The sequence below is a fragment of the Actinomyces gaoshouyii genome (assembly GCF_002076915.1).
Classification (GTDB): domain Bacteria; phylum Actinomycetota; class Actinomycetes; order Actinomycetales; family Actinomycetaceae; genus Actinomyces; species Actinomyces gaoshouyii.
Window position 1 is genome coordinate 2,201,475 of sequence record NZ_CP020468.1, and the last position, 15,442, is coordinate 2,216,916.

Genomic DNA, 15,442 nt, shown 5'->3' on the forward strand with positions numbered 1-15,442 from the left:
CGGACTGTCACCCAGCGAGCGGCCTGACCTTCTCGATGTCGTCGTCGAGGGGTAGACGGCCGTCAGCGCCGGGCCGGGATCGCCATCGTGGCGGCCGGCTCACGGGCGGGCGTGTGCGGGGGTCAGAGCGAACAGGTCCGCGCAGTTCAGGCAACCTGTGCGGCCGGCTGCGAGCCGAAGTACCTCGGCGTGCTCCTGGTCGCCGAGGTTGTAGGCGGTCCACAGGGGGTCGAAGTACCCCTGGGCGTTGTCGCACAGGCGGCGCCCCTCGCAGATACTCGTCTGCTGGCCGGTTGAGCCGACCATCGGGAGCCGTTCGACCTGGTAGATGTGGCCATCCTTGGCGCGGTAGCGGGTCGGTGGGACGTACGCGGTCATGGGCTGGTCCTTCCTGGCTATGAGACCCCAGCGGCTAGGCCTCACAGCCAGTAGTGGACGGAGGATGAGCAGCGTGTTGCTCGGTGGCCTGTGAGACGGTGGAGCGGCTCCTGACACGGGCCCTTCATGTGGAGGCGCTAGCGGATCGAGCGGCTCTGAGGGCGGAGCAACCTGCACCTCAAGGGCCAGGTCCTCGGCGCAGCTGGGGGCACACTTGCCATGTGTCACAACCGGGCATACTATTCCAGGTGTGATGACGATGAATATTATGCCTGCCCATCACATGGTTGAGAGGGTGTGTCAGGCCGCAGCCGACCTCACACCCGCCCTGTGGGAGGCGCAGTCCAACGCCATCGTCGAGGCCCATACACGCTGCGCCGGTCTCACCGGCAACAACGCCACCGTCGCCAACGCGTTCATTACCAGGTCCCTGTTCGTCGCCGGCCTGCGCGACATCGGCCTGCCAAATGGCTGGACCGTCACCGAGACCGGCACGAAGGTTACCCTCGAGCACCCGAGCTTCCTGCTGCGATACCTCAAGGAGAAGCCAGGCGCACGACGCGCACCAGCAGCTGGTCACAACCAGGCTCGCCGCACTCAATGGGCGGCACCGCTGTTCGACGTTGACAGGCAGAGCGAGCTTCTACTTCTTTGGTCACCAAGCCTCATCACCGAAGCGGGCCTTGATGGCTTCGCTATGCGGGTCGCTCACCCTAAGTCAGCAGGGGACAACGGCCCTACCGTTGATGTGGATCTGTCTATCAGGCTTCAGCCCGAAGCGGGTCTCGATGACTACCGACACTTCGTCGGAGACCCGTCCGAGGAAGATCTCTACGCCCGTATCGACGCTATCGACGCTATTCGCGATGGCATCTTCTGAGGTGTTTCTTGGCCATCGCCTCCGAGCCCTCGCCGACATCGAGTGTCTTACTGTCACGAGGCTCGCCGAGGAGCTCGGGGTATCTCAAGGATACTTGTCCAAGCTCATTAAGGGCACCGTCCCCGTTCCGGCGCGGGTTGTGGAGAGAGCTATGCGCCGATACCAGCTCCCACTGTCATTTTTCTCGGTTGAGCCAAGGCTCCAGGATTTTGCCGCTGCGACCTTCCGTAAGCGCTCAACGAGCAGAGTGCGTGAGGATCGGCGTGTCAGCGCGCTTCTGACCGAGGCGAGTCGGTTGTGGCACTCGGCATCTGAGCGCTCTGGCTACTTCACGCGCGACCTACCGGATCCGGACGCCTACGACGGGGATATCGAGCTGACCGCACAGGCGCTTCGGGACAGTGAGGGCCTGGGAAGTGAGGATCCCGTCCTCAACCTCACGCGACTGGCGGAGCGGCACGGAGTCGCAGTCGTCAACGGCCTCGACCCTGATGCTGGCGATGACGACACCCACTCTGGCGTGAGTCGCCCTTCGCGGCACGAAGACCGCCCCCTGATCGCGACGGTCGCCGCCCAGCCGGGTGCAGTCGCTCGCATGACTTTGGCACATGAACTCGGGCACATCGTCTTCGACGACGACCTGGCCACACCGCCCAGTGCGCGCGACATGGAGGAGCGCAGAGCGTTCCGGTTCGCTGGAGCGCTCCTGCTGCCTGAAGACGGGATACGTCGCCACATCACACCGGAGACCACTCTGCAGCAGTACCTACGCGTCAAGGCACTCTACGGTGTGTCCGTCGGCGCGATTCTTCATCGGGCCAAGGAGCTCGGCGTCATCGGGTCCGACCGGTATCGTTCCCTCACGGTCCAACTGAATTCACGGGGGTGGCGCTCCAACGAGCCGGTAGACGTCCCGATGGAGAAGCCCGTCCTGTTGACACAGTCGTTACAGCGAGCCTGGCCCGTGAACACGAGCCGTGCTGCCAGCGAGGACACAGGAGTTGCCTACTTTCTGGTCACCAAGTGGGCCCACCTCAAAGAAGCGCCCCCTCCGAGTACGTCTTTCAGCAACGTCGTGACACTGCACAGCAGACGACCCTCGAACCGGTACTGAGCCCTCGCAACCTCCCCAGGGAGCAGGTCAGCCGTGGGCAATCCACCAACTGCCACCGATCTGAGTCATACCGAAGCCGCAACCTGTGTCGAAACCACGGTCGGCGGCTGCATCAGCGACGTAGGCATTAACGAGGAGTCTACCCTCGGGAATCGAGTTTCCCTCATGGTCAACGATGCCGTTTTCTCGAACCTGCTGAGAAGTTGTCCCAGAACATTCCTCACCACTCAAGTAGTCCCCATAGACATAATCGCAAGTAACATTATCGCTGGAGCACAAGATACTTGCGTCAACCTCGGTCAGATCCTGGGTGTCATTCCAATCACGATAGGCATCATTGCTGATGAAGTAGCGGGCGGCGTCCTCGGGCCGGCCTTCCTCGCGCAGGCGGATGAGCTCAAGGATGAGCGACTCGGGTGACGCCTGCACGTCCGTGGCCTCCACCGGACCCGTCGCATCCGCCGCCGGCGACTCACCACCAGCGCAGGCCGTAACCAACCCCACCGCCAGTAGCGCAGCAGCGAAAACAGCAGCAGCACACCTCATGACAACCTCCCCAGCGACAAGCAGGACGACTACGAGTGTAGCCCGTCCTACGCACCCCTGGGGAGGGCCCGCCCAGGTCAGGGCTGCTGGTTCCTAGCTGCCATGGCCTTCATGCGCTCAAGCACCTGGAGCGCGAGCTCATCACCAGCCTCAGGCGTCGGCGTGAGGGGCGGTGTGCCGACGGGGGTGCCAAGCCGGGCGACGAGCTCGTCGACGCGCTCCATCCGCACGGCCCCGGCCCCGGGCTGGACCGGCGCCTCGACCGAGACGGGCGGGAGCGCCTCCTCCAGCCCGACCGCCTCGACGGCCTCAGCCGACCCCGGTGCCGGTGCGGCGAGGGCGCTGCGACGCACCCACCCAGCGCCGGCACCGGCCGCGAGGATCCCCGCCGCCACCGGCACCGCCCCGGCCGCGAGCGCCGCAGCAGCACCGGCTGCGACAGCCTTCTTCGCGGGCATGGCGCGCAGCGCCCCCGCTCCCGAGGCCGCAGCCCTGGCGCCGGCGGCGGCGGTGCGCCAGCCCGCGACCCCGGTCGCTGCCGCGGCGCGCGCCGGGTGGTGGGTGGCCCAGCCAGCCAGCGCGCCCGCGGCGTCCAGTCCCTGGCCCGCACGCGCGGCGGTCTGCGCCGCCCCTCGGCCGACGGCACGCACCCCCCTGCCGGGTAGTCCCAGGACGTCACGGCCCGCGGAGGCGAAGGAGGCCTTGAGCTCGTCGCTGCTGGCCCGACGCAGTCTGGCCCGGGCCTTGCCGGTGTAGTCCTTCCAGGCGTCGGGCTCTCCCAGGTGACCGTCCGCGCGGGCGAGACGGCGGGCCTCGTCCTCCACCTTCTGCCTGCGGTCCTCACGCTCGGTTCGGGCCTCGTCGAGCAGGCGCTTGCGCTCCTCACCCTGCCTGAGGCGCTCGGTGGCAGAGCGGGCGGTGAACAGGGAGCGGTTGGTACCGCCCCGGGTGGCCTTGTCCGGGTCGATCTCGCCGGGCTTGCGTCGCCCGTCGCCCGGGCGGGGCCGCATGTCGTGGCGTCCGGTGGCCCTCCTGGCGGTCTCACGTGCGTTGGAGGCGAGGCCCACGACCCCGGCGCCGACGGCTCCGCCGATGACGCCGCTGGTGATGCCCTGCCCCCAGGCCATGGCGCCCTTGATGGAGAACGGGGAGGGCACGTGCATGACGGACTTGAACAGCCAGTGCAGGAGCAGCACCCCGGCGGCGGGGCCCATGCAGGTCGCCAGGACCGCGCCGGTGGTGCCCGGGGAGAAGAACTCGGCGCCGGCCCGGGACACAGCGCCGGCGACCATCATGATCACGGCGATCATGAGACCCGCGCAGGAGGATACGAAGGCGGCTCCGACCAGCTGCAGACCGGTGCGGCGGAACAGGAGCCCGTCGTCGCCGGGGGTCAAGGAGCGGACGAGGGCGAAGAAGAGTCCCACGACCATGAAGGCGACGACGAGCTTGGAGGCAAGCTGGAGGACCGACAGGAGCAGCAGGATGCCGCCGGAGACGAGGGAGCCGATGAGGTAGGCGAACATGACGCCGCCGACCTGGGTGCCGCCCTTGCCGTGCACGGAGGCGACGTAGTTGTAGACACCGGCGCTGCCGGCGGCTTTCTTGGACACGGACTTCTCGTCCCAGTCGAGGCTGGTGCCGTTGAGGTTCGCCCCGCGCTCCCCACCGACCCACCACGTCTTGCAATGCTCGGAGTTTGTTTTTTCAGCGATGGTGTTGACCCAGTCGCCGCGCGGTGTCGCCCCCTCAGCGCTAGGAATGCAGGCAGCCCAGCCGAGCAGGGACTGGTCCTCACCGTTACCGCCCTGGCTGATCTGGGACTTCGACGCCGCACCCCAGTGGTCCTGCATCTCGACCGTCATCCCCAGACGCTCACCCAGGTAGGACTGGAGGTCCTCGTTCGAGGCCGTCGTCGCGTGCGACCTGGCCTCCAGGAAGAAGCAGTACACGTGGTCCGTGTAGGGGTTGTCCGACCCGAACTGGGAGGCGGCCCACACCGGCAGCACACCCGCTTCCCACATGGTGGACACCATCTCGGGCAGGGCGGAGGCCCGAGCGTCAGCGGACCCGTCCTGCGCGTAGGAGGCGTTGTACTGCTTGTGCAGCCAGTCCACGTACCCGGTGGCCTCCCCCGTGGTGGTGCAGGTGACCGGCCAGTCGGAGGCCGTGCCCTCCTCCGGGTACAGGGGCTGGTATCCCAGAGGACTGCTCGTGCTGTTGATCGCGGCGGACGCCAGCTTGCTGGACACGGAGTTGACGACCGTGTTGGCCTGCTGCACCCACCACCAGGGACTACCTTTCCCGGGGGCGGCATCGGTGGAGCTGGCGGCGCCGAGGACCATCGTGCTCATCAGGCCCAGGACGGCGCCGGTCTTGAGGGTCTCGGCCAGGACGTGCCCGGCCGCGTCACCACGGCGCACCCCGACCAGGGCCGTACCGACGGTGACGACCACGAGTGCGGCGACCACGCCGCTTGCGCTCAGGGCCTTGCCGACAGTTCCGACGAGGGAGTCCAGCGGGCGGCCCAGGATCTGGAGGGGGCAGAAGGTGGAGGACGCGTACAGGGCGTCCGCGCCCAACCGCCAGGAGGCGTTGCCGATCTGCATGAACGCCGCGTCGCGGCCGTTGCGGTTGATCTTCTCCGCCAGGTCGTTCCACCCGTCGGCGTCGAGCCGGTAGTGGAAGCTGGTGGTGGCCTCCGACCACCGCTCGACGGGCAGCCACTGGGTGGGGCGGGCGGTGGTAGAGGTGCCGCAGACGCTGACGGCCTGGCCGCCGCCGCTCGACGGGGCGGTGGGCGCGGCCCAGGCGGTGGCGCTGGTGAACAGCAGGAGGACCACGGCCAGGCCGAGGAAGACCTTGGTGACCTTTCGGGTCACGCCCGCTCACCCCCGTCGACAGCGGTCGCGGAGGGCACCGTCCGGTAGAAGGAGGTCGGCCTCATCTCCAGAGGCCTGCCGCAGAACATGAAGGTCCGGTCGCAGGAGCGGACCTTGTGAGCGGCTCTGCGCCAGGGCGCCTCGTCGGCGCCGACGGTCAGGGCGACTGCTACCGGTGCTCCGAGGAAGGTGCCGAGCAGGGCCATGGGCCCGAGGAGCGGCACGAGGGGCAGGGACAGGAGCATGCCCGCGATGAGCCCCCACAAGCCCGGCCAGGTCCAGGAGGCGGGTACCTGCCAGATGCCGATGATCGCGGCGCGGTTGCGGTCGGCGTGGATGCCGGTGAGCTCGGTCAGGTCGAACATGGCGGCCATCAGATGCCCACCCCGCTATTGCGCAGGACCTGGATGACAGCGTTGCCGACGAGGTCGATGACCCACAGGGCGGCGGGAATGACGACTTTGGGTGCGACCAGCAGCGCCCCGGCAATCACGGCACCGGTGATCTTGCTGTTGTCGTGGCCGCCGAAGACCTGCCCGCCGCGGCGCTTAGCGATCAGGGTCGCCATGACAGCGGTGATCACGATGACGGTTCCTGCCACCGACAGGACGGTGAACAGGGCCTTGGAGCCAGTTGCGGCCTCGATGGCGCTGAGGATGGTGTTCCATCCTCCCTTGAGGTTGAGGTCTCCGCCCATGGTCATTCTCCTTCTCGTGCGAGAGCCCCGGACTGGGCTCTACCTGTTCCTGTACGGCGACCTTCGGCGGATTGCGCGGGCCGGGTACCGGGTGCTGGCGTCGTGTCCTGTGCAGGGGCTCTCAGGGCGCGTACGAGCGCGATGACCTGTGGATCGGTGCTGGCCTGGTCGGGGTGCTCGTGGGCCAGGCGCAGGGCGTTGAGGGCGATGCGCAGGAGGCCTCGGGCAGGTTCGGAGGCCGTCCGTGGTGGGAAAGTGCTCATACACGGTCCTGTACGGCGCCGTACAGGACCGTGTATGAGCACCTTCGACGAGAGCCTCATCATCCGCGACGACGCGGGCCGATTCGCTGGCAGACGACCCGCACCCCCAGCAGCAGAGCTGGCCGACCGCCTCAGGGAGCTGCAGGAAACTGGGGCCGTAGCGGCCAGGTCGATCCTGCGGCACCAGGCCGGGACCGCCCGCACCTTCTGGCGTGATGCCCGCGCCACCGCACCGATCGACCTGAGGCACCCGGCCCCGAAGATCAGCCCCGCTCCTGGAGGGATCCGCTACCGGGTGCGCACCTACCAGGGCACTGGGGGCAACGTCCTGCGGATGCCGTCCGTGGCGGCCCTCAACCGCATGGCCGAGGCTGGAACCAGCTCGTTCGATGTCCCGGTCCAGGCAGGGGACGGGGACGGCCACGTCTCCGGGTGGGTGAGGGTCACACGTTCACGGCACGGCGTGTGGACAGCTCGCGCCCACTCGATGGACCCCGAGCACGCCCGGTACGCCGAGCGGCAGGTCTCCTGGGTGCTCGGCGCCGACCACCCCAGCTTCGCGATGAACGAGGCCGGCACGTTCAACCAGTTGCTCGCTGAGCAGGAGCGACGCCGTGGGGTCGCCCCCGTGCCCGTGAGCTCGAGCGCCGTCAGCGAGATCGCCTACGACGAGCACACCGGCGCCTTGTTCGTAACGACGAAGGAGGCCGGCGGCGGACCGGGGTCGACCTATGCCTGGCAGGCACCCCGAGACACCTACGAGCGGATGCTGACCGGCAGCGCCGGGCGCATCATGTCCACCGAGCTCGTGCGCCGACGCCCCAAGGTCGACGCCGAGCAGTGCCCCCGCTGCGGCCGCTTCTGGGCGGTCACCGGTGGACGCGACCACGACTGCCCGGCCCTGGAGGCCCGCGGAGACGCGCCCGTGGCCCGTGGTGATGATCGGGCCCTGGCCGCCGCACTGGTCGCCGCCGGTCACCGTGGGCCGCGCACGAACCTGGTCGAGGCGCTCGGGGACCACGTCGTGGCCCCACCGGTGTCCCGGTTCTCCTCCATCGAGATCGACCCGTCCCGCCTGGGCGGTGCCACCCGCTTCAAGGACCTGACGGGAGAGGCGTCTACCAGGGTGATCGGCGCCCTCGGGGGCCAGGCGTACCACCGGTTCCCCGCGCCCGCGGAGGTACTGGCCGCCAGTGAGCACGACGACCGGGTCCACGTCGCCGGCCGCCTCGACTACGACGGGGTGTCCATCGAGGAGATCACCTGGGAGTGCGACGCGGACAACGCCGAGGAGGCCTGGGTCCAGCTCAAGGCCGTGCACCCACTGCCCACGACCGACGGCTACGACGTCGGCCGCCGCGACCGACAGGGCCGGTGGCGCTTCTACTTCGCCTCCACCGCCCTGGTCAAACGGACGGCCTGACCTGCCCCGCCCCTAGACGGCAGAGGAGTTGGCATGATGACGGATGACTTCGCCCGTGACCAGCGGGGGCGTTTCACTACCAGACCCGCAGGACCGCCCGCCACCCAGCTACCCCCAGACCACGACAACCAGGTGGTGGCCGCCGGTGCCATGGGAGTCGACGACCTGCGACGCCTGCGCGCCTGGGTGCGCGACGGGGGTGGGACCACGCCTCAGGGCGGTACGGTCACGGTCAGCCGCTCGCCTGACGGGTGGACCTACGTCGAGGTCACCGACCCCCACGGCTGGGTCTGGGACGCCGACTGCCCTGCGGCCGTGTCCCTGGACGGGGACGGCCGGGTTCGCCTCGTCGAGTGGCGCCAACAACCACCCGAGGAGATGGTCGAGGTCAGCGACGGAAGCCCCGACGGGCTCTACGCGGTGCCCGTGCGCGAGACAGGTCCGGCGCTGACGAGCTTCGACGCGCAGGGTCACCTGCTGGAGCAGGTCACCACCGACCCCGACAGCGGCGCCGTCACCCGTGCGACGCTCCGGGGCCGGCTCGTAGACCTCGGCGATCACAGCCACGACGGCGACCTGGCCAGCCCGTACAACGCCCTCCTGAGGGCCGCACGCACCGGCGACGACGGTCGGGCGGCAAGAGCATGAGCAAGTTCGATGAGCTCGAGGTTAACCGCGACCCCCGAGGTCGTTTCGCCCCACGAGCAGCAGGACAGCCCGTGGTGTCCCTGAGCATGGGCGCCCTCGGGGAGCCCTCGACGTCAAAGGTGCCCACTCCCCCACGACGCCCGTCCACCAGGCGTCTTACTCGTATCGGCGTGGTCAAGCAGTCGCCAGGAGGGTGGAAGGCATCGACCGAGCTCGAGGCCATGGACAGGGCCCTCACCCGTCTGGGAGCCAGCCAGGCGAGGCTTCGTCGTGCCTTGGCCGGGCGTGAGCTGGCCCGGGCCGGTGTCGCCTCGGCCACCATCGAGACCGACGGCCGTGGCGGGCTCGAGGTCACCCGGGTCGAAGCCGGCGGCCACGACCCGGTCGACCTCGACGCCCTGCAGGCCGCCCTGACCCGCACTGTACTGGCTGACCTACCCGGACAGGCCGGCAGCACCGGCGCAGCACGGGACGACGTCGAGCTAGTCTTCGGCGGCCCCAGAGGAACCAAGATCCACGGGCAAGACGAGACAGGCAGGGCCCGAGCCGCCTATGAGCGCTGCGTGGAACGCGTACGCCAGCAGGCGCACCGAACCGTCACCGCGCTGTGTGTCGAGGCCGAGTACCAGCACACCTGGCGCCTGGACATCATCGATGGCGACGTCTACACGCCGGACGGGCGGCCTCTGCACGACGAGACCGGTCAGCGCGCCAGTCTCGGCGACCTGACAGTCGAGCACCTCACGGGCATACCCGGTACCAGCCACGACGACGACGGCATGCACATCGAGGTCAGCACCCACCTGGAGGCCGCTGACATCCAGGTGCCAGGGCAGACCTTCATTCGCCTGTGACGGCCTCCCGGGCGGCAGCTCGGCGTGCCAGGAGCACGCCCGCGTTCGTCGTCGTCATCTCGAGGAACCTCGGGGGCAGGACGATCTCGACCGGCACACAATGCCCGTCGAGATCCGCGTAGTAGGCGACTGCGCCGCGCGCGACCTGCTCCGACCCGTCAGAGGTTCTGACCGCCCGCCCTTCGCCGTCCCTCGCCACAAGGTGGTGCATCGACGCCCAGTTGGGGACGACCGACCTGCGCTCACCCTTCGTGGCCTTCGCCCGAAGTCGCTCCAGGCGTGCGGGGGTCACCAGGTCAGGACCTGCGATGCGAAGCGCGACCTCGGCCTCGGCCCGGTCCCTCAGCGGCAGGATGAGCGAGCGTGAGAAGTAGCCTTCCAGGCCCGCATCACGCATCTCGCTGACCTTCTGGTTGAACATGACCATGCTGACCCCGTACTCGCGCATGAGCCGACCCGCCTGGTCAAGCTCGCTGCGGCCTGCCAGGAGGAAGACCCACGCCTCGTCGAGGTAGATCGACCCGCCCCTCTCCCTGAGCGCGTACACATAGGTGTTGATCAGGGCGCGCACGAGGGTGACATCCACCCGCTGCGATAGGGTCGCGTCCCCCTGGGCGAGGGCATGCTCGTCAGGCAGGTTTAGGGGGCTGGAGCCAACCTGGATATGAGTCCAACCGCGCAGCGTCTGGTGTCCTGCACCGTCACCTGAGCCGACGAACGCGCGGAACTGGGGGTAGGCGTCCGCCAGGTCGAGGATGGCGCTCACCATGTCGGCAGGCGCCTTCCCCGCTTCCTCGGCGACCTTGAGGGCTCGCCCGGTGGTGCGGGCGCCGGCCACAGCACCGTAGCGCAGGGCCTGGACCAGGATGGACTCCCACCGGCTGCGCTCTGCCACCGTGCCCCAGGGGTTGACGGACAGGATGTTGGCCGTCGCCCGCGCAACCGCGTCGGAGACGTCATCGGAGTAGCCCAGCGGGTCCAGGATCCCGTCGACGCTGGTCAGGTCAGACAGGGTGACGGTGCGAGCACGCACCTGGGTGCCGTCGGTGCCGACCTGCCCGTTGATGTTGCCCACCAGCAGGTCGGCGCTGGACATCGCCTTGGGGCTGACGGTGACCACGTCACGGCCCGCCAGCGCCTCCTGGCTCGCCATCCACAGCAGGAGCTGGGTCTTGCCGGTGCCGGTGTCGCCAGCGACGAACGTCGCGGGGGCCGTGTCCTCGTTGCCGGCGCGGGTGGGTTCGTACCCGGCGGTCTCCTGGTCGTGCTCCGCAAAACCGATCACGACCGTCGAGGACGGACCGTCCCCCACGACGGAGGTGTCGCCGATACCGGAGGCGCCCAGCACCTGCACCGGCCAGTCCCTGACGTGCGGGTTCTCGCGCACCGCCGAGCACAGAGCCATCTCGCTGCGCAGCTCCTCCTGACGTCCAGGTCGCGGTACCAGGACGCTGCCCGTTCCCGCGGCGATGAGAGACGAGTCGGTGAACACCCCATCGAGAGCAACCGTCACGCGGACGTCCGTCAGGGTCGGAGGAGGCGTGCGGGCGTAGGCCCTCTCGGTGGCAGCGAGGTTGGCAGCAGCGGCCTCGGATTCGGCTTTGTCCATGCGTCCCTGCTGCTGGGCCCTGCGCATGTCGGCCTCGTACTCGCGCCGGTGTCTGCGCATCTCCCCTCGTGTGACCTCCGGGGGCTCGACGAGGGCGCGCACGGAGATCGCCCGCGCGCCACCGTCGCGGTGCAGACGCGAGGCCCACGCTGCCTGAGGGTCGGTGGAATCGATGTCCCACCCGCCCTGGATCGACTCCAGGCACCCGATGGTCAGGACCGAGTGGCCCTGAATGTCCCAGTGGGTGCATTCCACGTCGTTGGTCACGGCGCGGTGCGCCATCTGCGCGGCCGACCACGACTCGAAGGTGTGCAGGTGGTCCCCGTGCGGGTAGTGGATGACGTCAGGCACGCAACCATGGTTGAACCATGCCAGCGCCCGCTCGACAGTGCGCACGGACGGGACCGTGTACCCGTTGCGGTCAAACACAGCCCGCATGGCGCTGACGTCAGCCAGCCAGTCCTCCAGGGCGGCTCCTCCCTGGATCATGGACTCGGTGAAGTCGTCGATGGCCTGCCGCAGGGTGTTGCGGCGCATGGTGGTGCGTAGCCTGATGCCCAGGAGGAGACTGCGGCGAAGGAGTGGCATCGTCGAGAAGTAGTCGTTGAGGACTGTGGCGTTGGGGTGCTGCGGCGGGGCCGCCCACGTCCCGGACGCGACGGTGGACAGCAGGTGGATCTCCCGGTACCCCTTCTTGTGGAGGCTCCGCCTCTTCAGCAGGGTCCCGGTCTGGCTCGCCAGCTCCGAGACGAGGCCGTTGATCGGGGCGGACGCGATGTCTCGGTCCTCCAGAGTGCGCGCGTCCGTGACGGGTGCCAGCGGGACCTCTCGGTAGAGCCAGGCCGACCCGTCAACTCCGATGAGGAAGCCCGGGTCCTCGCGCAGCGGGGCACGAAGGACCGAGGTCGGGCTGTCGATCGGCTCCATATCGTTCTCCTCTACCTCTGCGTCGGTGTGCTCGTCGGCTTCGTCGGTGTGCCGCCAGTAGGGACGGCCTCGCCGCTAGCGGAGGGTGTCGGTGCGGCGGGTGACGGTGAGCTGTCTCCCGTGGCGCCGGCAGACACCGCGTTGCCGTATGGCAGCAGGGTCGGGCCGGACCCCGAGGCTCCCCACGCGGTCACACGGGCGGCCCCGGTGGTCGGGTCCGTCACGAGCAGGTCGAAGGACATGGGCACAGGCCGGGACATCCCGTCACGCTCCACCGAGAGAGTCACGGCCACCATCATCTGGCTGGTGTCGGGGTCGTCGCCCCTGGCGTAGGCCCGCCACGCGGCGCCGTCAACAGTCGGGGTCACGGACGTGAACCCGCTGACTGGCAGGTATGAGTGGGTGGTATCCGGGTCTGCGACCACCGTGGTCAGCGCCGCCGCGTCACCGGAGATGTACGCCTGCGCCCAGGCGCGCACCGCGCGGACCACCGTGTCTGAGGCCGGCGCTGAGCTCGTCCCCGGCCAGCGGGCGCCGCCGCTCGCGGACGGGCCTCCGGCGGCGGAGGGCACTACCTCCAGGCTGGGAGCACCGGTGGCCGCAGCCCCGTCCGCGCCTACCACGACCTGCACTCCCGCCACGTAGACGCCGGCGTCGGAGGACACGAGCACGCGCGCCACCCACGCCTCCCAGGTGCGGTCCTCCTCCTCGGTGAACTCGGGCCACTCCAGCCTCTCGGCACCGTCCCAGCCGGCCACCTCGGCGTTGGCCAGAGGCGGGTCGTCAGAGCCGAGCCACTCGCCTACAGCGCTGAGCGCCTCAGCCCGCACGACGGTCGGCACGCCGTCTCCGCCGGTCGTCCCTGCACCTCCGGACTGGGACGTGACGAGCTGAGAGACCACGATGATCAGGGCGAGCACGGCGACGGGGAAGGCCACGAAGTTGGCCCTGACCAGCCTCCTCCAGCGCTTGGCCCGTACGGCATGCGCTCCAGCCTCCCACCCGGCGGGCGTGGGGGCCATGGCCTCCCTCGCCCAGAACTGCTTGGTCCTGCCTCGTCGCATGTCACGCTCCTCGGAAGCTGGTGGACGCCGGTGCAGGTGCCAGCCCCGAATGCAGGTCGCGGACCAGGTCCTTTCCGCTGACCGGTGGCATGGTGAGGTCCTCGAGCCAGCCGACGACCCGCAGGTCACCGGAGGCCTCGGCTGCCTGCTCACAGTCGGCGCACCAGTCTCGGCCCGGTGCCGGCTCGTGCCGGCACGCCGCCCAGCATCGCCTGCAGGCACGCGGTTCGTGCACCGGGTTGTGGTGGCCATCGCGCAGCCGGTACATGCGGCAACGGTGCCTGTTCATCCTGATCACCATCACCCGAGCAGGACGCGTGCGGTGGACAGCACGTCCTCGACGTCGACGGCGGCGCCGGCGAGCTGGCGGGCCGCCTGGACCGGGTTGGTGTCCAGAGTGTCGGCACCGTCGGACAGGGCCTGGGCCAGGTCCCAGGCGGCGCGCAGCCGCTTAATGCCCGCCGGGCCGACAGCGAGGGTGAGTGCCGCCATGTCCCGGTCGGCGTTATCCCTGCCGGCAACGTCGAGCAGGTCCTCCATGGCCTGGGCGTGCTTGACGCCGGCCCCGGCGACCACCGTCACGGTCAGGGTGCGGACGTCGTGCTCGGTCGAGCCGAGCACGGCGGCCACAGCACTCAGCTCGTCGGCGGTGGCCGCCGAGAGGGCCTCGTAGCGGTCCAGGACGGTCTCCGCCTGGCCACTGGTGACCAGCGTGCGGCTGCGCCGTCGCCCACGGGCGCGTGTACCGCTGCTGCGGCGCGCAGCCTTGACAGGCTCGGGCTGGGTATCGGTACCGGAGTCCGCGTCGTCCCACTGAGGCTCCGTGTCCGTGTAGTAGTCGCTCATGATGGCCTCCTAAGGTTGGTCGTTACTGGTGAAGATGCATACGAATCAGTCTGGTCAGCCCCACACGGCCACAGCCGCCGCTCCTAGTGCGGTGTACAGGCCCAGGGCAGCGCCGAGCAGGTCCTCACGTCGGCTGCCCGCGTCACCCAGCAGAGGCAGTCGGAGCCGAGGGCGGCGCACCAGCGGCCACAGCGGGTGTTCCACGCCCCTGGTCGTCAGGGCGTCACCAGCCCGGTGCACCCACATGCCCAGGGCCACGGCCGCGGGCATGAACCACAGGGCGGTTGCAGGCAGCGTGGCCCCCCACACCAGCCCGATGCCTCCGGCGCCCCACAGGAGTCGCGGGCTCGATGCTCCCAGCGTGCGGGCGGCCAGAGCTGCCAGGAGTGCGAGCAGCAGCCCGTTGCCCGGGCGGACCGGTAGCCCGTACAGCACCACGGTCGGGGCAGACACCGCCGCCGACATGACGCAGGCGAGGAGGATCCCGGCCAGCGAGTGCGTCAGCGTGCGGTGCCCCGGACGAGCCAGCAGGCGGCTGATCACTCCAGTCAGGGGAGGCAGGCACGTTGAGACGTAGGAGGACGGGGTGTCCCAGTCAGGCAGCAGTGCTGCGACGGCCATGGTCAGGCACATGAGCGCCGTGTACACGCCGTCCATCTGTCCGAGCCCCAGTGCGAGGGGCAGCGTGTCGGGCAGGTCGTACCCTGCGATCGTCAGGTCGGGTAGCGGTACCGACAGGGTGGAGAACAGTGCGACGCCGGCAGCAGCCCCGCTGACGGCGTGGTTCCTGGCCATCACGGCCGTTCACCTGCTCTCGTCCGCCACGGTCAGGTCGACCTGCCTGGCGGCACTGGCTGTCACCTGGATCGTGCCGGTGCCTACCACCTGCATGCGCGTGCTCGTAGGGTCCGTGGCCAGCAGGCGGGCGTGGGTGAGGGGGCCGTCGACCGTCAGTTCGACATCGGCGTCACCGGCGGCGGTGAGCACGAGCGTGCACTCGCTCTTGCACTGCACGCTCAGGGAGCGGGAGGCCGCAGCGGATCCGCTGGCGTCCACCGTGGGCGACGCCGTTTGGTCCGTCACGACGACGTCCGCCGGAGTCGCCGTCGTGACGGTGGGCTCGTCGGGTGACGGGGTGCGAGCTCCGCCCACCCGGGAGGCCACGATCAGTACGACCATGAGCGCGATGGCCGCGACAACGGCACCGAGGATGGCCGGGGCATGCCGCCTGGCCTCGCGTCCGGGTGTGCGAAGCAGCGGGTTCGTCTTGTCCATGGTCTCTCCTCCGTCGTCGCCGAGGCGGTGGGGCCG

15 protein-coding genes are annotated in these 15,442 nt (G+C 69.3%); 5 read left to right on the forward strand and 10 right to left on the reverse strand.

From position 1 onward, the window contains the following. Positions 1–99: 99 nt before the first annotated feature. Positions 100–378, reverse strand: a complete 279-nt coding sequence (locus B6G06_RS09330) for a hypothetical protein (RefSeq protein WP_081171990.1) — start codon at positions 376–378, stop codon at positions 100–102. Between the two features lie 253 nt (positions 379–631). Here B6G06_RS09330 and B6G06_RS10285 point away from each other — a divergent pair, with 253 nt between their 5' ends. Together B6G06_RS10285 and B6G06_RS09335 are read left to right on the forward strand one after the other, a co-directional pair. After that, positions 632–1,258 carry a hypothetical protein gene (locus tag B6G06_RS10285; RefSeq protein ID WP_164505220.1) on the forward strand — a complete coding sequence of 209 codons (627 nt, stop codon included), beginning with the start codon at positions 632–634 and terminating at the stop codon, positions 1,256–1,258. Next, positions 1,245–2,372: an XRE family transcriptional regulator gene (locus tag B6G06_RS09335; RefSeq protein WP_164505221.1), complete on the forward strand. Its 1,128-nt coding sequence runs from the start codon at positions 1,245–1,247 to the stop codon at positions 2,370–2,372. Before B6G06_RS10285 ends, B6G06_RS09335 begins: the two co-directional genes overlap by 14 nt. A gap of 27 nt (positions 2,373–2,399) precedes the next feature. Here the strand turns inward: B6G06_RS09335 and B6G06_RS10130 are convergent, their stop codons facing one another. The 4 genes from B6G06_RS10130 to B6G06_RS09350 form a co-directional block, all read right to left on the reverse strand. Then, the gene (locus B6G06_RS10130) at positions 2,400–2,918 is read right to left on the reverse strand and encodes a hypothetical protein (protein ID WP_125898923.1); all 519 of its coding nucleotides are present in this window, start codon (positions 2,916–2,918) and stop codon (positions 2,400–2,402) included. A gap of 77 nt (positions 2,919–2,995) precedes the next feature. Then, the gene (locus B6G06_RS09340) at positions 2,996–5,800 is read right to left on the reverse strand and encodes a hypothetical protein (RefSeq protein ID WP_081171992.1); all 2,805 of its coding nucleotides are present in this window, start codon (positions 5,798–5,800) and stop codon (positions 2,996–2,998) included. Further along, positions 5,797–6,165, reverse strand: coding sequence for a hypothetical protein (locus B6G06_RS09345; protein ID WP_081171993.1), 369 nt, complete (start codon positions 6,163–6,165; stop codon positions 5,797–5,799). Before B6G06_RS09345 ends, B6G06_RS09340 begins: the two co-directional genes overlap by 4 nt. Before the next feature lie 8 nt (positions 6,166–6,173). Next, on the reverse strand, positions 6,174–6,497 hold the full coding sequence (locus tag B6G06_RS09350) for a hypothetical protein (RefSeq protein WP_081171994.1): 324 nt from the start codon (positions 6,495–6,497) through the stop codon (positions 6,174–6,176). Positions 6,498–6,794: 297 nt separating this feature from the next. Between B6G06_RS09350 and B6G06_RS09355 the strand changes: the two genes are divergently transcribed. From B6G06_RS09355 to B6G06_RS09365, 3 genes are read left to right on the forward strand one after another with little or no spacing between them, the layout of a single operon-like run. Beyond that, positions 6,795–8,183 (forward strand): hypothetical protein, encoded by a 1,389-nt coding sequence (locus B6G06_RS09355; RefSeq protein WP_081171995.1) that lies wholly within the window; start codon positions 6,795–6,797, stop codon positions 8,181–8,183. Positions 8,184–8,216: 33 nt separating this feature from the next. After that, complete coding sequence (locus B6G06_RS09360; protein ID WP_081171996.1) at positions 8,217–8,831, forward strand: hypothetical protein; 615 nt, start codon at positions 8,217–8,219, stop codon at positions 8,829–8,831. After that, a complete protein-coding gene (locus tag B6G06_RS09365) occupies positions 8,828–9,685 on the forward strand; it encodes a hypothetical protein (protein ID WP_125898924.1) in 858 nt (285 codons plus the stop codon). Before B6G06_RS09360 ends, B6G06_RS09365 begins: the two co-directional genes overlap by 4 nt. On the opposite strand, the gene B6G06_RS09370 is transcribed toward B6G06_RS09365, so the two are convergent. From B6G06_RS09370 to B6G06_RS09390, 5 genes are all read right to left on the reverse strand, one after another. Continuing rightward, positions 9,672–12,221 (reverse strand): ATP-binding protein, encoded by a 2,550-nt coding sequence (locus tag B6G06_RS09370; protein ID WP_081171998.1) that lies wholly within the window; start codon positions 12,219–12,221, stop codon positions 9,672–9,674. The two genes, B6G06_RS09365 and B6G06_RS09370, sit on opposite strands and share 14 nt — an antisense overlap. A gap of 11 nt (positions 12,222–12,232) precedes the next feature. Beyond that, positions 12,233–13,285, reverse strand: a complete 1,053-nt coding sequence (locus tag B6G06_RS09375; protein ID WP_081171999.1) for a hypothetical protein — start codon at positions 13,283–13,285, stop codon at positions 12,233–12,235. A 300-nt stretch (positions 13,286–13,585) separates the two neighbouring features. Continuing rightward, a complete protein-coding gene (locus B6G06_RS10290) occupies positions 13,586–14,131 on the reverse strand; it encodes a hypothetical protein (protein ID WP_081172000.1) in 546 nt (181 codons plus the stop codon). 54 nt (positions 14,132–14,185) lie between these two features. After that, positions 14,186–14,926 (reverse strand): metal-dependent hydrolase, encoded by a 741-nt coding sequence (locus tag B6G06_RS09385; protein WP_081172001.1) that lies wholly within the window; start codon positions 14,924–14,926, stop codon positions 14,186–14,188. Between the two features lie 9 nt (positions 14,927–14,935). Then, positions 14,936–15,406, reverse strand: coding sequence for a hypothetical protein (locus tag B6G06_RS09390; RefSeq protein WP_081172002.1), 471 nt, complete (start codon positions 15,404–15,406; stop codon positions 14,936–14,938). Between the last annotated feature and the right edge of the window lie 36 nt (positions 15,407–15,442).